Origin of the sequence: Rhodococcus sp. KB6, assembly GCF_001445685.1 — a bacterium.
Lineage (GTDB): Bacteria > Actinomycetota > Actinomycetes > Mycobacteriales > Mycobacteriaceae > Rhodococcus_F > Rhodococcus_F qingshengii.
Genome location: NZ_LNAK01000043.1, coordinates 17,734 through 41,224 on the forward strand (window position 1 = coordinate 17,734; position 23,491 = coordinate 41,224).

Genomic DNA, 23,491 nt, shown 5'->3' on the forward strand with positions numbered 1-23,491 from the left:
CTTGGCGTGGAATTGACGACGCTACGAAGTGCCTTTGCCGTATGTCTCGCGGGCTGCGACGTCCATGGGAAAACGGACGACTGTTTCTCCGAACAACAATCGAGTTGCCGAAGCCGCGGCGGCCAGCACGTGGGCGGTACCTGACTCAGGATTTCGGGTATGCACGACTACCTCGTCGTGCTGGAAGAAGACCAACTCGCCGTCCGGATCTTCGGCGAGGCGGCGCCTGAGGTCGGCCAGGAGGCACAGCGCCCACTCGGACGCAGTGGCCTGCACGACGAAGTTGCGCGTGAAACGACCGCGGGCGTGAGCGTCGCCGTGGGAGTAGAAGTCGGGAGACGGTGGGGGACAGGCCCGGCCGAGCAGTGACTTCACCACCTCGCCGCGCTCACCTGCCTTGGCAGCTTGCTCGACGTACTCGACGGCGACCGGGAATCGCTTCCGCAACAAGACGAGCAGTGCTTTGGCTTCACCCGCCGTCGCCCCGTACAGGACTCCGAGGATTGCGACCTTGGCTTTTGCGCGATCACCGCCGAAGGCTTCGGCACCGACAAGTGCGTACAGGTCGTCGTCCCCGGCGGCGGCCATCATGCGGCGGTCGCCGGACATGGCGGCCAGAATTCGGGGCTCGAGCTGACCGGCGTCGGCGACGACGAACACGTGGCCCGGATCGGCGACGACGCTCGAGCGCATGCTCTTCGGAATCTGGAGGGCCCCGCCGCCTCGACTCGCCCACCTGCCGGACACGACACCACCGGGAACGTAGATCGGACGGAATCGATCTCCCCGCACCCAACTGTCCATCCACTGCCAACCGTTGGTGCTGTACAGCTTGGCGAGTTCGCGATGACGAAGGAGTAGCGGCACAGCCGGATGATCGATCTCCTGCAGAAACCACTTGCGCGTCGACGGAAGTTCGATGCCCTGACGACCGAACGCCTCGGTGATCTCCACCGAAGACGAAGGATTGACGGTGCGCCCGAAGACCTCACTGATCTGTGCGGCAAGTTCCTGCATACGAGCGGGGAGGTCGTATCCCGTCGGCCGCGGCCCCAGCCGTTCTTCGAGGAGTTCGCGATGCTTCTGCGTCGAGAACGGAAGGCCCGTGTGCGTCATCTCGGCGGCGCTGAGAGCGCCGGCCGATTCTGCTGCGATCAACAAGTCCAGTCGAGCGTCCGCGCCGATGGTTGCGCGCTGCTCGGCGAATTCGGTGACGACGGCGAGGGGATCGAGAACGGGTGCAGTGTCGAAGAGTCCGAGTCGATCGTCGTCGAACTCCTCGGCGGGCGGTGACGGTTTGCCGGCGCGCATTCCGAGTATCGCGCGGGTCAGGGAGATGTCGTGGCACCGCTGAACCCTTACGCCTGCCCGCAGTAGAGGTGGGTACACGGTCGCCGTACTCGGCCACACCCACCGCGGGTGCTCGGCTTCCTCGATGGTGCGTACCGCTGCGATCAAGTCGGGGTATTCGACGGGATCGTCGAGCGGCGTTCCAGCGGGATCGGTCCGTAGGACAGTTGCCGTCACAGCTCCCGTGGACGTCGTACTACCGGGGACCAGGACAACTCGCACGACATCAGTGTGACGGCTGGGTCCGACACGCCATCGCTCGGCGTGCTCAGGCCCTGACGAACCGGATGTGTTGACCCGGGCGGGCTTGGCCGAGTCGGTCGATATCTGCGTCCGCGACCACTCCCACCACCGGATAGCCGCCGGTGATGGGGTGATCGGCGAGGAACACGACAGGTTGGCCGCTGGGTGGGACCTGGATCGATCCGAGTGCCACGCCTTCGGTGGGAAGTTCGGTGTCGTCTGTTCTTCGAAGTAGTTCGTCGGCGCCGACGCGATCGACGCGTGCGCCGATTCGGTCCGAGTCGGTCGAGATCGCCCATCGGCCATGGAGGAGTGTTTCGGGGTTGGTGAATCGATCTGCGCGAGGACCGAACACCACTCGAATGGCGAGAGTCTCGTTTGCCATCGGCGGCACCGGTGCGAGGTCGACGGCTGAGAACGTGGTCGGCGATGGCCCGATCGGGAGAAAAACACCAGGCTCGAGAGGCGCCGGACCGATCCCGGACATCGTGTCGGTGCTGCGCGATCCCAGGATCTCGGGAACCACAATGCCGCCTCGGACGGTCAGATACGTCCGCAGTCCACTCGGTGCGTAGTCCAGGCGGACGGTCTGCCCAGCCCGCAGATCGATCACGCTCGAATGCCCGACCGGAATGCCGTCGCGGTAGGCCTGTGCAGGCGCACCGGTGAACGCGATCGTTGTCGGTTGCTGCGCCCGAAGACTCAGCCCACCCAGGAGGACCTCGACACCGGCTGCGCCCTCGTTGTTGCCGACGAGCCGATTGCCAAGCCTGAGAGATCGCCTGTCTGCCGCACCGGAAACCCCGACACCCGAGCGAAGATGACCTATCCGTCCGAGGTCCTGGATCAGGCTCAGCGGCCCGGTGTCGAGTATCTCGAGGCCGTTCATCGTTGTTCCTCGTTCACGAAGCGCACGCGTCTGCCGGGCTGAACGGTGGCCGGTGGTGTGGCGTTCAGATCCCACATCACGGCATCGGTGCTCCCGATGATCTGCCAGCCACCCGGTGATGCACGCGGGTAGACCGCGCTGTATCCAGCGGCCAGGGCGACGGAACCGGCAGGCACAGCGGTTCGTGATTGCGTTCGACGCGGAACGTCGAGCCGAGTGTCGCCTGAAGTCAGGTAGGCGAAGCCGGGTGCGAATCCGATGAAGGCGCAACGCCACATTGCCCCGGTGTGGGCCGCAACCACCTCGGATCGGCTCATACCAAGTGACTGTGCGACGTCGTCGAGGTCGGGCCCGTCGTACCTGACGGCGATGGTGAGTGCATCCATCTCGAAATGCTCGTCTGTGGTCGCGGCAGAATCGGTCTGCTCGAGATCGTTCAAGCGCTTTCGGACGTACGTGAGATCTGCCGCCGGGGTGCACGTGACCAGGACCGTGCGAGCTGCGGGGAGGAAGTCTTCGACCCCGACCGGGGTGTTACGCGTCAGTGCTTCGGTGAACGCGAGAACGCCAGCTTCGGAATCGAAGTCCACGAGCAATGCGCGTTCTCCCGCGGGAAGTATGCGAGTCACAGGGAGGGCTCCCTATCGACTCGAGTCCGCTCCACGTCCGCTCGCATCGCGGCGATGAAACTCTCGATGGTGGCTCGCTCTGTGGCGGTGTAATTCCCGACGGTGCTCGCAGCGCGTGAAATGAGGGGGCCGAAGAAGCTCTCGCCCAGAGTGACCGCCGATGGTGTGACCTGCAAGAGCACCCGTCGACGGTCTGCTGAGTCCCGCTCCCGAGCTACGTGCCCCGCTTTGACCATCCGGTCGACCAGTGCAGTCACCGACGCCGAGTTGATCCCGAGCTGTGAGCCCAACCAACCTGGCGTCGCCGATGTGTTCGAGCGCTCGGCATCGAGAAGGCAGATCAACGCGCGCACGTCGGTGGAGTGCATTTTGTACTTGTTCGCAAAGCCGGAAACCGCCACGTTCAAGTCGACGGTCAGTGCGCGAAGCGAGTGGACGATCGCCATCGCTTCGTCTTCTGCATCGCCGACGCTCAAGGATGCCTCCAGCCCTGGTGTGTTGTCTCTCGATTGTCTACTATCTCGATAATCGAGAGAAATGGGGGTGGGGGATGGACTTCAATCGCGCATACGACGCTGTACTGACCAAATGGCCGCAGAAACCGCTGGGTGTGGATCTCGCGGGGCGGTTCGGTAACACGCATGTGAACGTCTGTGGGCATGCAGACTCGCGGCCGTTGATCCTTCTGTCCGGGGGAGGTGCCACTTCGACGGTGTGGTTCGACAATGTTGGGGCGCTGTCGAAATCCCGGCGTGTCTTTGCTGTCGACACCATGGGCGATGCCGGGCGGAGCGTTCCGAATGGTGATCCGATGAAGTCCGTCGACGATCTGATCGAGTGGATGGACTCGATAGTCGATTGCACCGGGGCCGGCACCGTTGATGTGATCGGACATTCCTATGGCGCAATGATTGCGTTGGCCTTTGCGCTGCATCGACCGAATCGTGTCGGGAAACTTGTTCTGCTCGATCCTAATTCGAGTTTCTCCGGCATGAAGGCGGGCTACCTTCTGCGTGCGCTTCCGCTGTTGCTCTCCCCGTCGCGAGCGCGCCGACGGCGACTGTTGGATTGGGAGACAGGTGAGTTGAGTATCGACTCCGACTGGCTGTCTCTTGTGGAAGTGGGCACTTCGGATCTACCGCGACCCGATCTCGTAGTGCCTCGACGTCCTTCGAAGGAGGCCTTGAGCGCACTGGATGTCGAGTTGCTGGTGGTCCTCGCACAAGACGGACGGGTGCATGATGCGGAAACCGTGTCGAAGTCAGTGCGGGAGAGGGTTCCCGCAGCGCGTGTCGAGGTGCTGAAAGCTTCTTCGCATCACAGCATTCCGATGGTTCCCGCCGATGAAATCAACCGGGTGCTCGTCGACTTCTTGGAGGGCTAGCGGATCAGGGTGCGACGACGCACCCCGGACCGATCGGTGTCGCCGGATTGACATCGACCGTTGTGACCGGCCCGCCCGCGGACGTCTGGTAGGCCATCAGAGAGTGTTCGCCCGGTGCAGTCGGAGTCCACAGCGTGACGGCGTGGCCGAGTACGACCGGCAAGGTGAAGTAGGGATTGACGGTGTCCCAGATCAGTTCCTGCGGGAACATGGTCGACGCTCGGTTCATGTCGACAATCGAGACGTTCGGCTCGTTCAACGCTGCTGTCCTGGCAACCACCAGATACGTGCAGCCCGCTCCGTACGACGTCGTCGGCCCGCTGCTGAGACCCGGAAGGATCGTGACGTCGACTACGTCCGCGGAAGCTGACGTCGCGGAACAGATGGCTGCACTCGCGCAGAGGGCAGCGGCGACTACGGTAGTTCGAGCGATTCGTGAAAGTGTCATACCAGCAGGTCGGTTTTATCTGGGTGGGTGTTACAGGCAGACTGACCGGATGCGCGCACTTCACGTTCTGCTGGCCGGCTTCGGCTTCCTGCTGGGGTTCCTGATTATTGTTGTCTCCGGCCTGATCGAGTGGGCGTCCTTCGCCTCCCGAACCGATTTCGCCTTCGTCGGTGACTCCGCCGTGTCGGTTGGTGTTTCCAACGAGGCGATCTACACCGCCGTCGCTGCTCCACTGGTGGGTGCACTGTTGGGCTGGGGGTCAGCTGTCATCGCGACGAGGTTCGGGTGGAGCCTCACTCGTGGGGGTGCCACGCCGGCAAGCGAGTGACCAGGCAGCGGACCCGCTTGCTGGTCCGTGGGTTATGAGGAAAGGCCCCGACCTCCATCGAGGTCAGGGCCTTTCTTTGCGCCGAGCTACTTCTGTGTCGAGCTACTTCTGTGTCGAACTACTTCTTCGAGACGCGGAGCAGCTTCTTGTTGACGAACTCGTCCATTCCCCACGGACCCAGCTCGCGGCCGACTCCGGAGCGCTTGACTCCGCCGAAGGGCAGACCGGGCAACGTCGTTCCGTGCTCGTTGACGAACGCCATTCCCACGTCGAGATCTGCGGCGACCGACCGGGCGGAATCGAGATCGCTGCTCCAGACGGATCCGCTCAGACCGTAGACCGACGAATTGGCAAGTTCCACAGCCTCGCTGGCCGACTTGACCTTGTAGACGACTCCGGCAGGTCCGAACAGTTCTTCGCTGTAGGCCCGCATGTCCGGTGTCACGTCTGCGAGCAATGTCGGTTGAACGTAGGCGCCCGGGCCGTCGATCTTCTTTCCACCGGTCAGCAGTGTGGCACCCTTGGACACAGCGTCGTCGATCTGCTCGATCAGAGTATCTGCCGCGCTCTGCGAAGAGAGTGGACCCAAGACTGTGGATTCGTCCAACGGGTCACCGGCAGTGACGGATTCGAAGGACGTCGCCAACTTGTCGGTGAAGTCGTCGTAGAAATCTTCGGTGACGATGAAACGCTTGGCCGCGTTGCAGGCCTGGCCGGCATTGGACAGACGTGCCTTGGTTGCGGACTTGACGGTGGCATCCATGTCGTCGGAATCGAGGACGATGAACACGTCTGATCCGCCGAGTTCGAGGACGACCTTCTTGAGATTGCGTCCGGCAGTTTCGGCGACGCTGGTTCCGGCGCGTTCGCTGCCGGTCAGTGACACACCTTGAACTCGGGGATCGGCGATCATGTCCGCGATCTGCTCGTTGGTCGCGAAGACGTTGACGTAGGCGTCGTCCGGCAATCCGGCTTGTCGCAGAATCTCTTCCATCAGCAGCGCCGACTGCGGACAGTTCGACGCGTGCTTGAGAATGATCGTGTTACCGAGCATCAGATTCGGTGCCGCGAAGCGGGCGACTTGGTAGTACGGGAAGTTCCACGGCATGACGCCGATGAGAGCGCCGATCGGTCGCCGGTACACAACCGACTCCTCGGCCCCGGGAACGTCGAGTCGTTCTTCCTCGAGCAGTGCCGGACCGTGGTCTGCATACCACTGATAGATCGCGGCCGAGAGTTGTACTTCGCCCTTGGCCTCGCGGACCGGCTTACCCATCTCCAAGGAGATCATTCGGGCCAGTTCGTCTGCGCGCTCTGTGTACAGTTCGGCGGTCTTGCTCAGGACTGCCGCACGCTGCTGTGGCGCACTGTTGCGCCAGGTCAAGTAGCCGCGATGCGTGTTCGCAAGTGCGGCTTCAACTCCGGCGTCATCCAAAGTATCGAATTCCCTGACGGTTTCACCTGTCGCGGGATTGACTGTTTTGTAATTAGCCATAGTTGTACAACGTGCGGAAGGGGCTCGAAGATTCCCGAAACGCGCAATCACATTGAATCGGCTCAACAGGTTTCGATCAAATCCCGCCTGGGTACCATGTCACGCCACCTTGCGGCGATGGGTGCGCTCGTAGCCCTTGCGGTCGTAGAAACGGGTGGTCACGATGCCGAGTACGACGCCGATCAGTAGACCCACCAACGTCATCCAGACGGCATGCAGCAGGCCTGCCTCACCGCGTGCGCCGAAGAACAGGATCGATCGCGTGCCCATGTAGATCTGGTGCATCGGCTCGAATTGCGCCAGCCAGGCATACAACCTGGGGCTGGCTTCGAGGGGGATGGTGCCACCGGACGAGGGCAGCGCGAGAATGACGAACACGAACAGGTTGATCAACATGCCCAACGAGCCGAACGCGGCCATCACCGACATCGCCGTGATGCCCACCGCTGTGATGACCAGCGCGCCGTACTCCCACAATGCAAGCCCGTGAGTGACCGGCATTCCGAGGGCGCGACTGATCCACTGGAACAACGCGGAGACTATGCCGGACAACACGATCATGAATGCCCATTTGACGAGCAGCGTTCGAAACCTGTTGATACCCACAACGTCGTTCTGAACGAAGAGTGGACCGAATTCGGTAGGCGCGTATCCGAGCATGCCGTCCACCAAGGAATTGACCACGGTTGCTCCGGTGAATCCCGCAAGGACCAACAGCAGCGCGAAATAGAATGCCACCAAACCGAATCCGGTTCCGTCGGGAAGCGGATCGTGGGCAACCGTGAGTACGTTCACCGGGTTTTCGAGCAGCAGGCGGCTCGCTCCGGAGATCTGGGTTCCGTTGCCTCCCGCTTCCAACTGCGCGGTGACAAGGGCGGTGAGTTGCTCGCCCATGTTCTTGTTGACCGAGGCGAGGGCTGTGGTTCCGATCGACTGGACCAGCGATGCCGAGACGGAACCGGCGCGAGGATTGGTGTAGATCGTGATGATCGGTTGCTCTACGTCACCGGCGAGGACGCTGGCCTCCGCCAGGATGATCGTCCTCTTCGTGAAATCACTGGGAATCACGATCGCGCCGTACAGCGTGCCGGAGTTCAACCGCGATTGGGCTTCGGCGATACCGATCTGCTGCAGGTCGATCTTCTGGTGGTCGATTCCGCTTTCGAGGCCGGCGACGATGTCGTTTCCGAAGTTCTTGCGGTCGGCGGGGTCGCCACCGGGGAGGGTGTCGCCCTCGTCCTGGTTGACCAGGGCGATCGGGAACTGGTCCAGGTGTTTCTTGGGGTCGAGTATTCCGCCCATGTACAACGCTGCCAGCGCAGACATCAAGAGGGTGACCACTATCAATGGTGTCAACCAGAATCGTGGTGTGTGCATGACGGTGCGGGCAGACGGCTCCGTGTTCTTGCTCATCGTCAGTCGACCGGCTTTCGTTCGCGCGGAGTTCCTCGGGCTGAGCGTAAACGCAAAGGTGCGCCGGGGCAGTCTTTCGATCTGCCCGCGGCGCTGGAGACCTGTCCGGTCGGCGACAGGCCGGATTGCCGGCAGTCTCATCCGAAAAGGCTGAGAACGGATCGGTAGGGTATGGCCCGCGGCAACCCTGCCGAGACGATTTCGGAGAAACCGTTGACCAACGTGCTGATAGTTGTCCTGATACTCGTAGTGATCGCTGCCGTCGTGTTTGTGGTCCTGCGTGGACGCCAGGGTAAGCCGAGTGCTCGCGTCGACCCGCTCGCCGACTATCCCGAGGTGTACGACCCCCACAAGATCGGGGTCGGCGACATCATCACGTACGCGGGTATCGACCATGTTGTTCGAGGGACCATCACGCTCGACGAAGAGGGGTACATCTGGCGTGAGCACCTTCTCGACGGTTCGACCGGTCGTCGTTGGTTGACGGTCGAGGACGACGAGGGCGAATTGGAGATGACTCTCTGGATGCGTCGAGAAGGAACCAACCTGGTCCCGAACGGCGACGTCATTCTCGACGACAAGGTTCACCGCAAGATCGAAAGTGGAACGGCGAAGTTCACGGCCGAGGGTACGACGGGTACGGCCCCTTCCGGCTCGATGGAATACGCGGACTATGCGACCGCAGACAAGACCGGCCTGATTGCATTCGAGAAGTGGGCGCGCGGACAGTCGTGGGAGGTTTCCACGGGACGGGCGGTCACTCGCAGCGAACTCACTGTCATCCACTCGGGCCCCCCGGAATGAGCCTGTATCTACTCGACGTGGAGCCGACCGACGTGGATGCCTCGGCACTGGGGTTGGTACTGGGAGCTCCTGCGCCACCGACCCTCGCCGAGTTGGTGATCGGAACTTCCGACGCGACGCTGACCCTCGGAGTGCTGGGGGCTTCGCACGTGGTGACGGCCTGGGCGTCGGGAAAGAAACTGACCGAACAGGTTTCGTGCGATGCTCTTGCAGTCGGCGGTGAACCACTGCCCGCAGTGGAGTCCACGCAAAACTACCGGTTCGAGTCTTCCTCACTGGTGATGGTTCGGGTCGAATTCGACTCGGAAGCTGCGTCGTTGAAAGAGTCCGCCGGCCACGACGGTTGGATCTGCGGATCCTTTCCCGGTGACGACACGGCTTTGACCGCTTTGTATGGCGTGCGAGACCGCCAGGGGTGGAGTTGGCAGAGTTGGCATTTGTACCCGGGGGAGGGGACAGGAGTGATCGTGAAGACACGCAGCAGGTGGCAGCCGTGAGGGGGCGGACGTGGTTGGCTCCGGTGATGCTGGCGGCCGCAATTGTCTTGTCGGCGTGCGGTGGTGGAGCCAAAGACTTCATCGCGGACAACTATTCCAAGACGTCCCAGGATGGCGACGTCGTGTTGTACTCGTCGAAAGATCCAGTGGGCACGACCGTCTCACGGATTGTCGACGCGGACGAACCAGCGGCGCGAAGTGCTGACGGCGGCAACGAATACCTGCGCTACGACGACGACATCGTCACTGTCAGTTCGGCTTCGGGCGGTGGCAGCACCATCAAGGTAGAGGACATCGACGGCACGTATCGCAGCGGCGGATACGCGTACCTGGGACCGGGCTTCAACCCGGGATCCCCGGCGGGTGGAAGCAGTGGCAGCGGCGGCTCGGGTAGTGCCAAATGACGGTAATGCTCAATGAGAAGGAGAACGGCGTGACGAACATCTTTGCATCCACTTCCGTCGAGATCGGAACGGTGGATCCGGCATTGCTCGTCGGGGGCGTTCTCGGCACCCTCGCCTACTTCGTCGTCGGTGCAGCGGTTCTGGCGACGGGATTCCTGGTCCTCGACCTCATGACACCCGGAAATCTCCGCCACCAGGTTTACGTCGACAAGAACCCGAACGCTGCGATTCTGTTGGCCTCCAATCATCTTGCGCTGGCGATCATCGTGGTGACGGCAATCCTGACCAGTTCGGACGGCTTTGCTCAGGGACTCGCCGACTCCGCGGTCTACGGACTGTTCGCGATCGTGTTGCAAGCGATCGCGCTGCGATTGATGAACGCATTCCTTCCCGGCAAGTTGGTTGCGCTGGTGCAGGATCCGAAGATGTGTGGCGCCGCGTGGGCTGTGGGTGTGAGCTTGCTGTCCATCGGTTTGGTGAACGCCGCAGCGCTCACCTGATGGTTGCCGCTGATCCCGATGTGACAGTTGACGAGCGTTCGACGATGCTCGGCCCGCGCGCACGCGTCCTTCTCCTTGCGGCTGTTGCGGCGTGCGCTGCGTGTGGCCTGATCTACGAGCTGGCCCTGTTGACACTCAGCGTGAGTCTGACCGGCGGCGGCATCACCCAGACGTCGTTGATCGTCGCGGGATTTGTTGCGGCTCTGGGTATCGGAGCGCTGGCCGCCAAACCTCTGCTGGGACACGCTGCCGTTTCGTTCGTGACGGTCGAGATACTGCTCGGGCTGATCGGCGGATTCAGTGCCGTCACGCTGTACGTGACCTTCACGTTCTTCGGTTCCAGCGCAGCAGTTCTGGTGGCGGCGACCGCGCTGATCGGCATCCTCGTCGGTGCCGAAGTGCCTCTGCTGATGACGCTCTTGCAGTCCGGTCGCAGCGACAACGACGCACAGAGCACCGGAAAGGTACTGGCCAACCTCAATGCCGCCGACTACCTCGGCGCATTGATCGGTGGTCTGCTGTGGCCGTTCGTACTGTTGCCGTGGGCGGGAATGATTCGCGGTGCCGCACTCACCGGCATGATCAATCTCGTGGCTGCGGCAGTGGTCGCGCTGATACTCCTTCGGTGGCAGCTCAGCCTGCGCGCACGATCGATCGCCGTCGTCGCAATGCTGTTGGCAGCAAGTTTGATCGGATGGTTGCTGATCGCAGCATCGGACATCGAGACCACGTCGAGGCAGCGGCTCTACACCGATCCCGTGGTGGCCGCCGAGCGATCGGTGTACCAGGAAATCGTCGTCACCGAGCGGGGGAACGACGTGCGCCTGTTCCTCGACGGAGACCTGCAGTTCTCCAGTGTCGACGAGCATCGGTACACGGAGTCGCTGGTGTATCCGGCCCTGGTGAACGACCCCCGGCGCGTGCTGATTCTGGGCGGCGGTGACGGCCTCGCTGCACGGGAAGTGCTGCGAATGAACAGCGTCGAGCAGATCGTTCAAGTGGAACTCGATCCGGCAGTCATCGAGTTGGCCAACACGCGTCTTCGTGATCTGAACGAGGGAGGGCTCGAGGATCCACGGGTGGACGTCGTACTCGACGACGCGTTTCGGTGGCTGCGAGAGCGTCCGGAACCGGGTTTCGATGCGGTGATCGTCGACCTCCCGGATCCTGACACCCCCGCACTTGGCCGCTTGTATTCGATGGAGTTCTACGGACTTGCCGCTGCCGCGATGAATCCGGGCGGGCTGATGGTCGTCCAGTCCGGCAGCCCGTACTCGACACCGGATGCGTACTGGAGAACGGTGTCGACGGTATCGGCTGTCGGACTGAGCGTCTCGCCCTATCACGTTTTCGTGCCGAGCTTCGGTGACTGGGGATATGTGCTCGCGCAAAGAGGTTCCACGCCGCCCGAGCTTCGTCTGCCCGCTGATGTGCCGGAACTACGGTTCCTCGACGAGCCGACGCTGGCGTCGGCCTCGGTGTTTCCTCGCGATCGCCCGAGGCGGGAGTTGGAACCCTCGACGCTCGACCGGCCACGCATCGTCGACGATATGCGCAAGGGCTACGAACGCTGAACTCCCGACCGAGTAGCTTGAATCGAGACTCTCGGCCACGACGGAGGTACGGATGACTGTTCGGATCGAGGAGCACGCACCGGGAGTTCGGTTGCTCACGATGAAGCGCAGGAAGCATTCGCAGCTTTTCATGAAGAAGAGGTGATCGAAATGAACGGTGCACAGTCGCTCATCCAAAGCCTGGTCGACTCGGGCGTCGAGGTGTGCTTCGGCAATCCAGGAACGTCCGAGATGCATTTTGTCGCCGCACTCGATTCCGTTCCGCAGATGCGGGCGGTACTCGGCTTGTTCGAGGGCGCCGTGACCGGTGCCGCGGACGGCTACGCACGGATCGCCGGAAAGCCTGCCGCGACGCTGCTCCATCTGGGCCCCGGTATGGCGAACGGACTGGCGAACCTTCACAACGCGCGCCGCGCCCACACACCGATCGTGAACATCGTCGGGGACCACGCGACCTACCACCACGGTTTCGACGCTCCTCTCGAATCGAACATCGATGCGCTGACCGAATGGTTGGAGGGGTGGAGTCGACGTTCCGAATCCACCGCGACCGTCGGTAGCGACGCGGCCGACGCCGTTGCCGCCTCGATGAATCCGCCCGGACGCATTGCCACACTTGTCCTCCCTGCCGACGTCTCGTGGGGCGAAGGTGGAGTTCTTGCGGGTCCTCGGGACATACCGCCGCGGGCGGAAGTTTCTGCAAAACAGATCGACTCGGTGGTAGGCGCGCTCAATGCCGAGGGTCGCGCCACGCTACTGCTGGGCGGCGCAGCCTGTTCCGAAGCTGGGCTGCGCGCCGCTTCCCGAATTGCGGTCGCGACCGGTGCACAGATTCTGATCGAGACTTTTCCAGCCAGGCTTCAACGAGGTGCGGGGCTACCGTCATTCGAGCGCTTGGGATACTTCGCCGAGCACGCCACCGAACAACTTCGCGGAACAACTCAGCTGGTTCTGGCCGGAGCGGTTTCGCCGGTCTCGTTCTTTGCGTATCCCGGAAAACCGAGCGATCTGGCACCGGAGGGTGCTGCGGTGACAACGCTGGCAAGCGTCGGCGACGATGTTGCCGGTGCACTGGAAGCAGTGGCCGAACTCGTGGCACCGGGAGTCGAACCTGTTTTGCAGGAAGCGAATCGGCCGGCGCTGCCGAGCGGGCCTCTGGACGTTCGAAATTGGGCCGACGTGATCGGCGCCCTGCTGCCAGGCGACGCCATCATCTCCGACGAGGCGGCGACTTCCGGTTGGGCGATCCCGATCGCCCTTGCCGGAGCGCCGCGCCACGACGTGCTCACGCTCACCGGAGGTGCCATCGGCCAGGGCATCCCGGTGGCGACGGGCGCCGCTGTGGCAGCGCCGGAGCGACCGGTGATCAATCTCGAAGCCGACGGAAGCGCGATGTACACCATCACGGCGTTGTGGACGCAGGCGCGAGAGATGTTGAACGTCACGACGATTCTGCTCAACAATCGCGCATACGCCATCCTGCGTGGCGAACTGCAACGAGTCGGCGCAGAAGGTGGCGGCGTCGTCGCACAGTCGATGCTGGATCTGTCATCTCCGAACATGGACTACGTCAAGATCTCCGAGGGGTTGGGAGTGCCCGCGTCGCGGGCGAACACAGCGGAGGAGTTGGCCGAACAGTTTGCCGCAGCGCTGGCGGAACCCGGCCCGCATCTCATCGAGGTCATGCTGCCTCCGACGTCGTGATTTCGACCTCGAATCGATCGTCGATCGTGCATTCAACTGGAGGTTTTCGGTGCTAGCTGCGATCGGTCTGTCTCTTCCGATTGCCCTCGGCCTGCTTTTCGTCTCGATGCCCATGGCGGTGATCGTGCTCGTCATGATCACCGCTGGAGCACATCGAGGGGCGGCATCTTTTCTACTCGGGTGGGTCCTCGGAATCTCGGCAGTCGTCGCGGTGACCATCGTGATCGCGGACTATTCGTTTGCGGAGTCGCAGTCGTCGCAGACTTCCGTGTGGTCGAGCGTCGTACGAATCGTGTTGGGTCTTGTCCTGTTCGGCTTGGCATACAAGCAGTGGCGCGCGCGTCCGCGAAACGGGAGTGAGCCGACAGTTCCGAAGTGGATGAAGAGCGTCGACGGGTTGACTCCGCGGAAGGCGTTCGGGTTGGCGTTCTTGTCCGCGGCGGTCAATCCCAAGAATGCAGCGCTGGCGGTATCCGGTGCGGCCACTATCGCGGTCGCCACGAATGTCGTTGCCCAACAGATTGTTGCCGCGGTGATCTTCACGGTCATCGCGAGCGTCGGCATCGCGTTGCCGATCCTGGTGAAGGTGTTCTCCGGCAAGCGTGCCGACGAGATCCTCGCGTCCGCGAAGGCATGGATGACCGCCAACAACGCGGTGATGATGACGGTCATCCTGACGATCCTCGGTGCGACCGTGCTGGGCGAGGGGCTCAGTGGGCTGCAATAGGTCGCCTACCATTGGCGGGTGACTGATTTCGACGACGACGCTGCCGGTTCCATTGCCTCCGCTGCTTTGGCTGTACTGCGCGAGCAAGGCCCGCTGAGTCTCGAAGAGTGGGCGACCCATCTCGAGGAGTACGGAACTGCGACCGAGTTGGCCGATGTACTCGAGTACCTGTCCGAACCGATGCTCGGGTACCTGCCCAACGGAAAGTACGTCGCTCTCGACACGGTCCTCGAAGGGCTCGTGTTCACTCACCGGCTCAGCGAAGTCGAAATTGCGTCGGACATCCTTGACGCGAGCCCCGACCTGGAACCGATCTTGGCATTCGGCGACGACGACGGGGCGATCCGGGTGGCCCTGGCGGAAGAAGCAGCCTCCGAACGCGGAGCTGCTCCCTTCCGGAGTCGACGAGTTGTGGTACTTCCGGCCGGAACCCTCGGCGAGTGCGCCGACGGTGATCTCGTCGGCTTGGCTGTCGAAGACGGAACACTTGCGTTTCGTCTGGTCGAGATCGAGGACGAACCCGATCTTGCTCCGGCGCTCGGCGAACTCTTCGAGGAGGACGGAGTCGAGGCCCTGGATTCTGTGTGCTGGCAACTCCTGATCGAGGATCCGTCACTCTTCACGGTTCCTGTTGCGCCGCTGGGTGAGATCTTCGAGGTGGCAGGTTACGAGCACGAGCGTGAGCTACTGGCTCGGCGGGGATTCGACTTCGACGCCTACGACCTGCAGATTCGGACAGCCTTGGTGGCCAGTACCTACGACCTGACCCACGACGAGGCAGTCTCTGCCGTTGCGTTTGTCGATCTGGCGGACCGCGGATACACCGACGCGGTCATCGCCGACTTCGATATCGCGGACTGGGCCCACCGTCATGTGAGCGCTGCTCCGGACTCTTTTGTCTCACTGGCAGATCCGGGTGCTGCAGTGGCCGTGTTCGATCTCGGATTTCGGAATCAGGACCCGGTGACCGACGCAATCCTCGAAGCGCTTGCCTCCGAACTGGCCGGGCGAGGGCCACGGTCGGTCAGGGCGGCGGCTCATTGGCTCGCCGGTAAGGCCGTCGATCGGCTGGGGCGCGTCCTCGAAGCGGAGGCGCACTACGAGAAAGCGCTCCTTGCCGAATCCGGTTGGGGTCCGGCCTTGTTCGAGCTGGCTCAGTTCGCGTCGGACCGCGGCGATGCGACCCGGGCGCTGTCACTGCTCGGGCGGATCGACGGCGGAACCGAAGAGAATCTCTACGCCGTACTGCAGGACTTCGTCCCAGCCGATCACCCGGAACTCGGGCGAAACGACAAGTGTTGGTGCGGTTCCGGCCGCAAATACAAGGTCTGCCACCTCGGAAAGGCCGATGAATCCGTCAAGGCGGACGGTCGGTGGCTGTACAAGAAGGCATGCCTGTTTGCGTTTGCCTCCGAATTCGTCGACATCGTGACCGGGCTCGACGATCTCGAAAACGAAAATCTCTCCGAGGACGAACTGATCGCGGCCACGATCTTCGACGGATCGGCACTGGACGTCGCTCTGTTCGAGGGTGGAATCTTTGCCGAATTCTTGGCCAGACGCAGCGAACTACTTCCGGAGGCGGAAGTTGTGACAGCCGCACAGTGGCTCGGAATCCGGAGGTCGGTGTACGAGGTGATCGAAACGTCCGACACCGGCGTCGTGCTGCTCGATCGTGGGTCCAAGGAGACCGTCACGGTTGCTCACTCGGTCGAAGGCAAGCCAAGTGATGTGATCAGTGCTCGGGTCCTGACGGCCCCCACTGGCGCGTTTGCGGTGGGTGTTGTGGTCATGGCAACGGAATCGCAGGCTGCGAGGGTACTCGAAGTTCTCGCTTCCGAAGATCTCGAGGCCGAAGAACTGGTGCGCGAGTTGCGTGGAGGCGCCGATCACTCGACCGATGACCGGTGACGATGTATCGAGTCGACCCCGTTAAAGTTGGATAGGTGAACGAACCGATGGATGCCAATGACTTGATCGCCGAAGCCGCGATGGAGTTGTTGCGTGAGCACGGCCCGCAGACAGCGGCGGACTGGGGCACCCTGTTGGCCGATGCCGGCCACGGTACAGCCGACGACATGGCCGAATTCGTCGAGTACGTCGAGGACCCACTGCTCGGCTACTTGAGTGAGGAGCGGTACGCCGCACTCGACACGTTGTTCGAGCATCGAGTGCTGACTCATCGGCTCACCGAAGCCGAAATAAAGTCCGGCGTTCTCGACGCGAACCCCGATCTGATGATGCTGCGGGTGTTCCTCGATCGTGACGACGACGAGATTCATGGCATCAGCGTCGTGCACCGCGGGATAGACGACGACCTGTTGGCTGATCGTGGGATCGAAGATCCGGAGTTCCCACACGACGAAGGCTTTCTGCTCGACACCGACACCCTTGCCGAGTGCTCGGCAGGTGACTTGATCGGATTGTTCGTCGCTGACCGTGAGCTGACGCTCTGCACCATCCCCGAGGTACTGGATCCCGCACCCGGATTCGGCGAGCACCTGGCGACGGTCCTTGCCGACATCGGTGCTGACACCCTCGACGCCATTGTCTGGCAGTTGATGCTCGACGAGCCGTCGCTGTTCCGTCAGCCGACCGCCCCGCTGGGCGAGATGCTCGAGGCGTCAGGTTACGTCCGCGACGGTGACTACGTTGCGGTCGACGGATTCGATTTCGAGGCATACCACCTGGCGAACCGGGCCCGCATGCTCGAGGTCCGCGAGAATCTGCACCCCGAAGAAGCCGCGTCGGTGATCGCCTTCGTCGATGTGGTCATGGCCGCGAAAGCCGAAGGCGTCGAGGATGTCTCGGACTGGGCGCGCAAGCAGATCAAGGAGGATCCGCAGGCCTTCGCCGGCCTCGCCGAGCCGCCCGCGGCTGCGGCAGCGTTGGAGCTGTTGTCCGAACTCGACGATCATGATTCCGTATTGCATTCTGTTGCAACTGCTCTCGCCGAGAAAGGGTCGCGTCGTGTCAAGCCGGCAGCGCACTGGCTGGCGGGCAAGGCTTCGGATCGTCTCGGCAAGATCCTGGCCGCTGAGGCGTCGTACGAAACGGCGCACGATCTCGATCCCGACTGGACTCCCGCGATCTTCGATCTGGCGCTACTGGCCGCCGATCGAAGCGATGTGACGCGCGCGCTGGCTTTGCTGGGCCGAATCGAGGGTGGCGAGTCCGAGGTTCTGCACGAGGTTCTTCAGCGCTACGCCCCGGCCGAGCACCCCGAACTCGGACGAAATGACAAGTGCTGGTGCGGTTCCGGTCGAAAGTTCAAGGTTTGCCATCTCGGTAAGTCCGAGGTGACGTTCGACGACCGGGCCAGCTGGCTCTACGTCAAGGCTCAGTTGTTCTCGCGCACGCCGGAGTACTTCGACGCCGTGTTCGATCTTGCGCTCATCCGTGCAGAGCAGTTCAACAGCGAAGAAGCACTGACGCTGGCCGTCGAAGGTGGTTTGGCCGTCGACGCTGCCTTGTTCGATGCGGGTATTTTCGCAGCTTTTGTCGAGCGCCGCGGAGAACTGCTGCCTGCCGACGAACGCGAACTGGCCGATCAGTGGTTGTCGATTCCGCGCTCGGTGTACAAGGTCGCCTCGACGGAGCCGGGACAGTTGGTGACCCTCAGCGACGTCCGCAACGGGCATCTGGTGAAGGTCACGGACGAGTGGGGCTCGCTGAACCTCGAGCCAGGCACACTCGTGTGTGCTCGTGTTCTTCCGGCCGGGTCCACGATGCGCACGTTCGGTGGCATCGAACCGCTTGCGGTAGAAGACAAGAAGGAGTTGATCCAACTGATCGAGTCCGAGGACACCGAGCCGGGTCAGCTGGTGGAGTTCCTCAGTCGCGGCCTTGCCGGTGCGCCTTTCCGGTAGCGCGAACTACCAAAAAGGCGCACGGGGCCGGAGGCCCTAGGGCGTTACCTGAGCCAACATCATCTGCTCGAAACCCTCACCGTACGGCGGGAGCATTCCCCATTCACCGCGTGGGTCATGCTGCGCTGCTTCGAATACCGTTCGCGCGTGACTGAACTCCAGGAAACCCTCACGGCCGTGGTAGTGCCCGATGCCCGAAGCCCCGACGCCGCCGAAGGGTGCGTCGCTCAGCCCGGGGTGAGACATCGCGTCGTTGATGGTGACGCCGCCCGAGACGGTGCGTTCGAGTACGGATTCCTTCTCGTCCAGATCGGTTCCGAAGTAGTACAACGCCAACGGTTTCGGTCGTGAATTGATGTCGGCGACGACGTTGTCGAGTTGGTCGTACGGCAAGACGACGACGGCCGGCCCGAAGATCTCCTCCTTCATGATCTGCGCGTCGGTCGGAGGGTCGACCACGATTCGCAGTGGGCGACGACGAGTGTCTGCGGAGAGTTCTTCGTCGGGAACGGTGATGATTCGTGCCCCACGTTCTTCGGCGTCCGCGATGTACCCCTCGATGCGTGCGAGGTGACGATCGCTGACTATCGAGACCATGTCTTTGTTGTCGGCAATCGTGGGAAACAGTCCCGTGAACTGGTCGGTGAACGCGTCGATGAATGCTTCCGTGTTCTCGCGCGGAACGTAGATCAGATCGGGAGAGACACAGAGTTGACCGGCGTTGGTGGACTTCGCGATAGCCAAACGCGAAGCAGCAGAGCTGATATCGGCACTGCGGCTCAAGACGCTCGGTGACTTGCCGCCGAGTTCGAGGGTGACCGGCACCAGGTTCTTCGCAGCATTGGCCATGACCAGCTTTCCGACGGTCGTGCTGCCGGTGAAGACGAGGTGGTCGAAAGGCAGCGACGTCAGCAGATCAGCGACTTCCGGGCCGCCGGTCACCACCGCGACCTCCACGGGGTCGAGAGTTCGACGCGCCGCCTCGGCCAGGACGGCCGCAGTATTGGGCACGATCTCCGACGGTTTGAGAACGGCGCGATTTCCTGCTCCGAGGGCGCAGGCGAGCGGGCTCAGGAGAGTGAACAGGGGAGCATTCCAGGTTCCGATGATGCCGATCGAACCCTTCGGCTGGTACGACACGTACGCCGTGGCACCCAACTGGTCCTGCATCGCTCCGGTAGCTCTCGGTGAGCGAATCATCCACTCTTCGAGCGAATCACGGACGTGCTTGAGTGAAACCATCGACCCGAGAACGTCATTCATCACCGAGTAGGCCGGGATTCGGCCGCCGAAGTCTTCGTTGATCGCCTCGGTCAGATCCTTGTGGTTTGCCACCAGGAGATCGACGACGCGTTGAATGCGCTCGCGTCGTGTCTGCGCGGACGGAAGACCAGCGGCTCGAGTTGCTTCCTGCTGAGCGCGCAGAATCTCTTCGAGATCAGTGGTGACGGCGGCATCGGTGCTCATGGGCACTCCTCGTAGTGGCGAAGTATTGACCGGACCGTATCGACGCGGTGCGAGTGGATGCCCTTTTCGTCTCGTTGACCGGGACGGATTCGATTGGTAGAGAGAACACATGTCGCAGACACAGGTAGAAGACACTGCAGTGAAGATTTCCGTCGAGGAATCGGTGGGACTCGGTTTCCTGACGCTCGATCGGCCGGCGCGGCGCAATCCGCTCTCGGCGGAGACCATGCGTGAGGTGACGGCTGCCCTTGTCGAATTGTCTGTAGACGAGCGCGTGCGGGTCGTGATCGTGCGCGCCGAAGGCCCGGTGTTCTCCGCCGGACACGATCTGACGGAGATGATCGGGAGAACCCTCGAGGACGAGCGGGCGATCTTCGACGGCTGTACCGAGATGATGGAGACCGTACAGCGGATTCCGCAGCCGGTGATTGCCGCAGTACAGGGCCCGGCTATCGCGGCGGGCTGCCAACTGGCCGCGTCGTGTGATCTGGTTGTTGCTGCGTCGAATGCTGTCTTCGGCACGCCGGGCGTCAAGATCGGACTGTTCTGCTCGACGCCCATGGTGGCGCTGAGCAGGGCAGTAGGGCGCAAGCGCTCGATGCAGATGTTGCTCACCGGGCAGACGATCGACGCCGACACCGCTGCGGACTGGGGTCTGGTGAACTTCGTCGTCGCGCCCGAAGACCTGGACCGAGAGGTGCGCGAACTGGCCGCCAAGATCACGACGGCCAGCCCCTTGACGGTGAAGATCGGTAAGCAGGCGTTCTATCGCCAGATCGATCTGCCGCAAGCGCAGGCGTACGAGGCGATGGCGGAAACGATGGCAACCAACGCCGTGACCTGCGACGCTCAGGAAGGTATGCAGGCCTTTGTGGACAAGCGAAAGCCCGAATGGCGCAATAAGTAACGATCGCTCTTCCGGTTTAGTTGGACGTCCTATAACCTGAGGCGCATGAGCCTGGATCCACGCACCAACACTGTCGACGGAGTGCTTCGGCGCTCGGCAGCCAAGTACCCCGACCGTGTAGCCGTCGTATTCGAAGATCGCACTCGCACCTACCGCGAACTCGACGACGCGGTGACGCGGGTCGCCGCATACTTGCTCGGTCTGGGGCTCGAACACGGCGACCGCGTCGCGGCATACGGAACCAACTCCGACGCCTATGCAATCGGATTTCTTGCCTGTGCACGAGCAGGTTTGGTGCATGTTCCGGTCAATTACGCACTGAAGGGGGAGGAACTCCGGTACCTCGTGGCGCAGTCAGGCGCCCGCGCGGTGTTGGTGGATCCGGCATTGGCGCCGACGCTCGACTCGGTACGCTCCGACCTCGATCTCGATCACGTGATCGCACTGCGGGACGCGGAACTGTCCGTGGTCACGATCGGTGAGGCGGGCGAGGTGCCGGTCTTCGAACCGCGTGCGACGTCGACCGATCTGGCGCAACTCCTGTACACCTCTGGCACCACCTCGAAGCCCAAGGGCGCCATGATGTCTCACGGTGCACTGGTTCACGAGTACGTGTCCTCGGTGATCGCGCTCGGCCTCGACAAGAACGACAACCCGCTGATCTGCATGCCGATGTACCACTCCGCGGGCATGCACGTCTTCATGCTGCCGTACCTGTCCGTCGGCGCGACGGTCAGTCTGATGCAGGCGCCGGACATCCCGGAAATCCTGCGCCGCGTCGAAGCCGAAAAGATCGGATCGCTGTTCCTGGCGCCGACCGTGTGGGTACCGCTGGCCAACCATCCGGACCTCGAGACCCGCGATCTGTCTTCGCTGAAGAAGGCGCAGTACGGCGCCTCGATCATGCCGGTCACCGTGCTCAATCGTCTGCGCGAGCGCTACCCGGACATCGGTTTCTACAACTGCTTCGGTCAGTCCGAAATCGGCCCACTGGCAACAGTTCTCCAGCCCAGCGAGCATGCTGATCGCCCGTCTTCCTGTGGTCGCGCGGTGTTCTTCGTCGAAACCCGCGTCGTCGACGCCGACGGAAACGATGTTGCCGACGGTGAGTCCGGCGAGGTTCTCTACCGCTCACCGCAGCTGTGCAACGGCTACTGGGAGAATCCGGAAGCCACCGCCGAGGCCTTCCGTGACGGCTGGTTCCATTCGGGCGATCTGGTCGTGCGGGACGAAGAAGGGTTCATCACGGTCGTCGACCGGATCAAGGACGTCATCAACACCGGCGGCATCCTGGTGGCGTCACGCGAGGTCGAAGATGCGGTCTACACGCACCCCGCCGTGGCAGAAGTTGCCGTGATCGGTACGCCCGACGAGAAGTGGATCGAGGCCGTCACCGCGATCGTCGTGCTCAAGGACGGCAACGACGCGTTGACGCCCGAGGCGTTGATTGCCCACGTCAAGGAGCGAATCGCTCCGTTCAAGGTGCCCAAGCATGTCCGTTTCGTGGCCGAGCTTCCGCGCAACCAGAGCGGCAAGCTACTGAAGCGGGAACTGCGCACCGTCTGAAGCTTGCTATAGGTTCTGCCTTACCTTCGGTTCGTTTTCAGGTCTTTGACTCCGATTGCCTCACGGTATTGACTTCGGGGGACGGCATGGACTTCGGAAACAGCAAGGTGAGTGGTGGGAATGCAGGTCGACGCAGATGACTTCGCAGATATCTTGGCGACTGCGCGGGAGTTCATCCGTAAGGAAGTAGTTCCGCGTGAGCAGGAGATAGCCGACACCGACGCCATTCCTGAGGACATACGCAAGAAGGCCGCAGCTATCGGGCTCTTCGGTTACGCGATCCCTCAGGAATGGGGTGGGCTCGGACTCGATCTCACCCAAGACGTCGAACTGGCAATGGAATTCGGCTACACGTCTCTGGCGCTGCGTTCGATGTTCGGTACCAACAACGGAATTGCCGGACAGGTGCTGGTCGGCTTCGGTACCGACGAGCAGAAGGCTCAGTGGCTCGAGCGCATCGCCTCCGGTGATGTCGTGGCTTCCTTTGCTCTCACCGAACCGGGCGCGGGCTCCAACCCGGCCGGCCTTCGGACCAAGGCAGTGCTGGACGGATCCGACTGGGTGATCGACGGCAACAAGCGGTTCATCACCAATGCTCCACTGGCGCAGCTGTTCGTGGTGTTCGCGCGCACTCGCCCGGCGGATTCCGATGGTCCGGGAATTGCAGTGTTCCTGGTTCCGGCTGACACGCCAGGTGTCACGGTCGGTCCCAAGGACAAGAAGATGGGTCAGGAAGGTGCTTGGACCTCCGAGGTCACCTTCGACAACGTCCGAGTTCCCGAGTCGGCCCTCGTCGGTGGCGACCAGGACACCGGATACCGCGCAGCGATGACGTCTCTCGCGCGCGGACGAGTCCATATCGCGGCGCTCTCGGTGGGAGCAGCACAGCGAGCGCTCGACGAATCTGTCGCGTTCTCCGTGGTCACGGAACAGGGCGGCACCGCGATCGGCGACTTCCAGCTGGTTCAAGCGATGCTGGCAGACCAGCAAGCCGGTGTGATGGCAGGGCGCGCGATGGTGCGCGAGGTGGCCGCGCGGTACGTCAGCGGTGAGGATCGCCGTCTCGGGCCTTCGGCGGCAAAGCTTTTCTGCACCGAGATGGTGGGCAAGGTCGCAGATCTCGCCGTGCAGATCCACGGGGGCAACGGGTACATGCGCGGTGTTCCGGTCGAACGCATCTACCGTGAAGTTCGCCTGTTGCGCCTGTACGAGGGAACCAGCGAGATCCAGCGTCTGATTCTCGGTGGTGGGCTCGTGGCGCAAGCGAAAAAGCAAAACCAGCGCTGACACATT

At 62.5% G+C, this 23,491-nt stretch carries 22 protein-coding genes; 14 read left to right on the forward strand and 8 right to left on the reverse strand.

The window, feature by feature from the left end; all coding sequences use genetic code 11:
* Window positions 1-21 precede the first annotated feature (21 nt).
* From ASU23_RS07115 to ASU23_RS07130, 4 genes are read right to left on the reverse strand one after another with little or no spacing between them, the layout of a single operon-like run.
* Window positions 22-1,572, reverse strand: a complete 1,551-nt coding sequence (locus ASU23_RS07115) for a bifunctional 3'-5' exonuclease/DNA polymerase (protein WP_058037622.1) — start codon at window positions 1,570-1,572, stop codon at window positions 22-24.
* Between the two features lie 46 nt (window positions 1,573-1,618).
* Complete coding sequence (locus ASU23_RS07120) at window positions 1,619-2,482, reverse strand: biotin-dependent carboxyltransferase family protein (RefSeq protein WP_058037623.1); 864 nt, start codon at window positions 2,480-2,482, stop codon at window positions 1,619-1,621.
* On the reverse strand, window positions 2,479-3,111 hold the full coding sequence (locus ASU23_RS07125; protein WP_058037624.1) for an allophanate hydrolase subunit 1: 633 nt from the start codon (window positions 3,109-3,111) through the stop codon (window positions 2,479-2,481). Before ASU23_RS07125 ends, ASU23_RS07120 begins: the two co-directional genes overlap by 4 nt.
* Window positions 3,108-3,587: a MarR family winged helix-turn-helix transcriptional regulator gene (locus ASU23_RS07130; protein WP_054781681.1), complete on the reverse strand. Its 480-nt coding sequence runs from the start codon at window positions 3,585-3,587 to the stop codon at window positions 3,108-3,110. The genes ASU23_RS07125 and ASU23_RS07130 overlap by 4 nt, the downstream gene beginning before the upstream one ends.
* Window positions 3,588-3,661: 74 nt before the next feature.
* On the opposite strand from ASU23_RS07130, the gene ASU23_RS07135 reads away from it, so the two are divergent.
* A complete protein-coding gene (locus ASU23_RS07135; protein ID WP_058037625.1) occupies window positions 3,662-4,495 on the forward strand; it encodes an alpha/beta fold hydrolase in 834 nt (277 codons plus the stop codon).
* A gap of 4 nt (window positions 4,496-4,499) precedes the next feature.
* On the opposite strand, the gene ASU23_RS07140 is transcribed toward ASU23_RS07135, so the two are convergent.
* Window positions 4,500-4,943, reverse strand: coding sequence for a hypothetical protein (locus ASU23_RS07140; protein ID WP_030537213.1), 444 nt, complete (start codon window positions 4,941-4,943; stop codon window positions 4,500-4,502).
* Between the two features lie 49 nt (window positions 4,944-4,992).
* On the opposite strand from ASU23_RS07140, the gene ASU23_RS07145 reads away from it, so the two are divergent.
* Window positions 4,993-5,271, forward strand: a complete 279-nt coding sequence (locus tag ASU23_RS07145; protein WP_058037626.1) for a hypothetical protein — start codon at window positions 4,993-4,995, stop codon at window positions 5,269-5,271.
* Between the two features lie 118 nt (window positions 5,272-5,389).
* Here the strand turns inward: ASU23_RS07145 and ASU23_RS07150 are convergent, their stop codons facing one another.
* Together ASU23_RS07150 and ASU23_RS07155 are read right to left on the reverse strand one after the other, a co-directional pair.
* A complete protein-coding gene (locus tag ASU23_RS07150) occupies window positions 5,390-6,766 on the reverse strand; it encodes an NAD-dependent succinate-semialdehyde dehydrogenase (RefSeq protein ID WP_030537211.1) in 1,377 nt (458 codons plus the stop codon).
* 99 nt (window positions 6,767-6,865) lie between these two features.
* Entirely contained in the window at window positions 6,866-8,179 is a 1,314-nt protein-coding gene (locus ASU23_RS07155) for a YhgE/Pip domain-containing protein (protein WP_058037627.1), read from the reverse strand.
* A 171-nt stretch (window positions 8,180-8,350) separates the two neighbouring features.
* On the opposite strand from ASU23_RS07155, the gene ASU23_RS07160 reads away from it, so the two are divergent.
* The 9 genes from ASU23_RS07160 (at window position 8,351) to ASU23_RS07200 (ending at window position 18,258) form a co-directional block, all read left to right on the forward strand.
* Window positions 8,351-8,983 carry a DUF4178 domain-containing protein gene (locus ASU23_RS07160; RefSeq protein ID WP_042448586.1) on the forward strand — a complete coding sequence of 211 codons (633 nt, stop codon included), beginning with the start codon at window positions 8,351-8,353 and terminating at the stop codon, window positions 8,981-8,983.
* A complete protein-coding gene (locus tag ASU23_RS07165; RefSeq protein ID WP_058037628.1) occupies window positions 8,980-9,480 on the forward strand; it encodes a DUF2617 family protein in 501 nt (166 codons plus the stop codon). The genes ASU23_RS07160 and ASU23_RS07165 overlap by 4 nt, the downstream gene beginning before the upstream one ends.
* A gap of 26 nt (window positions 9,481-9,506) precedes the next feature.
* Window positions 9,507-9,884 (forward strand): DUF4247 domain-containing protein, encoded by a 378-nt coding sequence (locus ASU23_RS07170; RefSeq protein WP_050793959.1) that lies wholly within the window; start codon window positions 9,507-9,509, stop codon window positions 9,882-9,884.
* A 29-nt stretch (window positions 9,885-9,913) separates the two neighbouring features.
* On the forward strand, window positions 9,914-10,384 hold the full coding sequence (locus ASU23_RS07175; RefSeq protein ID WP_003939942.1) for a DUF350 domain-containing protein: 471 nt from the start codon (window positions 9,914-9,916) through the stop codon (window positions 10,382-10,384).
* Window positions 10,384-11,958 (forward strand): polyamine aminopropyltransferase, encoded by a 1,575-nt coding sequence (locus tag ASU23_RS07180; RefSeq protein ID WP_058037629.1) that lies wholly within the window; start codon window positions 10,384-10,386, stop codon window positions 11,956-11,958. The genes ASU23_RS07175 and ASU23_RS07180 overlap by 1 nt, the downstream gene beginning before the upstream one ends.
* A gap of 141 nt (window positions 11,959-12,099) precedes the next feature.
* Complete coding sequence (locus ASU23_RS07185; protein ID WP_082661362.1) at window positions 12,100-13,662, forward strand: acetolactate synthase large subunit; 1,563 nt, start codon at window positions 12,100-12,102, stop codon at window positions 13,660-13,662.
* Window positions 13,663-13,711: 49 nt separating this feature from the next.
* Entirely contained in the window at window positions 13,712-14,389 is a 678-nt protein-coding gene (locus tag ASU23_RS07190) for a GAP family protein (RefSeq protein ID WP_058037630.1), read from the forward strand.
* Window positions 14,390-14,407: 18 nt separating this feature from the next.
* On the forward strand, window positions 14,408-16,300 hold the full coding sequence (locus ASU23_RS07195) for an SEC-C domain-containing protein (RefSeq protein WP_058037631.1): 1,893 nt from the start codon (window positions 14,408-14,410) through the stop codon (window positions 16,298-16,300).
* Between the two features lie 35 nt (window positions 16,301-16,335).
* Window positions 16,336-18,258, forward strand: a complete 1,923-nt coding sequence (locus ASU23_RS07200) for an SEC-C domain-containing protein (protein WP_253741245.1) — start codon at window positions 16,336-16,338, stop codon at window positions 18,256-18,258.
* 36 nt (window positions 18,259-18,294) lie between these two features.
* Here ASU23_RS07200 and ASU23_RS07205 read toward each other — a convergent pair whose 3' ends face one another.
* Window positions 18,295-19,725, reverse strand: a complete 1,431-nt coding sequence (locus ASU23_RS07205; protein ID WP_007729546.1) for a coniferyl aldehyde dehydrogenase — start codon at window positions 19,723-19,725, stop codon at window positions 18,295-18,297.
* 109 nt (window positions 19,726-19,834) lie between these two features.
* Here ASU23_RS07205 and ASU23_RS07210 point away from each other — a divergent pair, with 109 nt between their 5' ends.
* The 3 genes from ASU23_RS07210 to ASU23_RS07220 all read left to right on the forward strand — a co-directional run bounded on the left by ASU23_RS07210 (window position 19,835) and on the right by ASU23_RS07220 (window position 23,485).
* Window positions 19,835-20,632: an enoyl-CoA hydratase gene (locus ASU23_RS07210; RefSeq protein WP_003939812.1), complete on the forward strand. Its 798-nt coding sequence runs from the start codon at window positions 19,835-19,837 to the stop codon at window positions 20,630-20,632.
* Between the two features lie 45 nt (window positions 20,633-20,677).
* Window positions 20,678-22,198 carry an acyl-CoA synthetase gene (locus tag ASU23_RS07215; RefSeq protein ID WP_007729540.1) on the forward strand — a complete coding sequence of 507 codons (1,521 nt, stop codon included), beginning with the start codon at window positions 20,678-20,680 and terminating at the stop codon, window positions 22,196-22,198.
* A 120-nt stretch (window positions 22,199-22,318) separates the two neighbouring features.
* The gene (locus ASU23_RS07220; protein WP_007729538.1) at window positions 22,319-23,485 is read left to right on the forward strand and encodes an acyl-CoA dehydrogenase family protein; all 1,167 of its coding nucleotides are present in this window, start codon (window positions 22,319-22,321) and stop codon (window positions 23,483-23,485) included.
* Window positions 23,486-23,491 lie beyond the last annotated feature (6 nt).

Coding starts and splice junctions, on each gene's coding strand:
- ASU23_RS07120 (WP_058037623.1), bottom strand. CDS start 2,482: ATGAACGGCCTCGAGATACTCGACACCGGGCCGCTGAGCCTGATCCAG.
- ASU23_RS07135 (WP_058037625.1), top strand. CDS start 3,662: ATGGACTTCAATCGCGCATACGACGCTGTACTGACCAAATGGCCGCAG.
- ASU23_RS07140 (WP_030537213.1), bottom strand. CDS start 4,943: ATGACACTTTCACGAATCGCTCGAACTACCGTAGTCGCCGCTGCCCTC.
- ASU23_RS07145 (WP_058037626.1), top strand. CDS start 4,993: ATGCGCGCACTTCACGTTCTGCTGGCCGGCTTCGGCTTCCTGCTGGGG.
- ASU23_RS07150 (WP_030537211.1), bottom strand. CDS start 6,766: ATGGCTAATTACAAAACAGTCAATCCCGCGACAGGTGAAACCGTCAGG.
- ASU23_RS07155 (WP_058037627.1), bottom strand. CDS start 8,179: ATGAGCAAGAACACGGAGCCGTCTGCCCGCACCGTCATGCACACACCA.
- ASU23_RS07160 (WP_042448586.1), top strand. CDS start 8,351: ATGGCCCGCGGCAACCCTGCCGAGACGATTTCGGAGAAACCGTTGACC.
- ASU23_RS07165 (WP_058037628.1), top strand. CDS start 8,980: ATGAGCCTGTATCTACTCGACGTGGAGCCGACCGACGTGGATGCCTCG.
- ASU23_RS07170 (WP_050793959.1), top strand. CDS start 9,507: ATGCTGGCGGCCGCAATTGTCTTGTCGGCGTGCGGTGGTGGAGCCAAA.
- ASU23_RS07180 (WP_058037629.1), top strand. CDS start 10,384: ATGGTTGCCGCTGATCCCGATGTGACAGTTGACGAGCGTTCGACGATG.
- ASU23_RS07205 (WP_007729546.1), bottom strand. CDS start 19,725: ATGAGCACCGATGCCGCCGTCACCACTGATCTCGAAGAGATTCTGCGC.
- ASU23_RS07210 (WP_003939812.1), top strand. CDS start 19,835: ATGTCGCAGACACAGGTAGAAGACACTGCAGTGAAGATTTCCGTCGAG.
- ASU23_RS07215 (WP_007729540.1), top strand. CDS start 20,678: ATGAGCCTGGATCCACGCACCAACACTGTCGACGGAGTGCTTCGGCGC.
- ASU23_RS07220 (WP_007729538.1), top strand. CDS start 22,319: ATGCAGGTCGACGCAGATGACTTCGCAGATATCTTGGCGACTGCGCGG.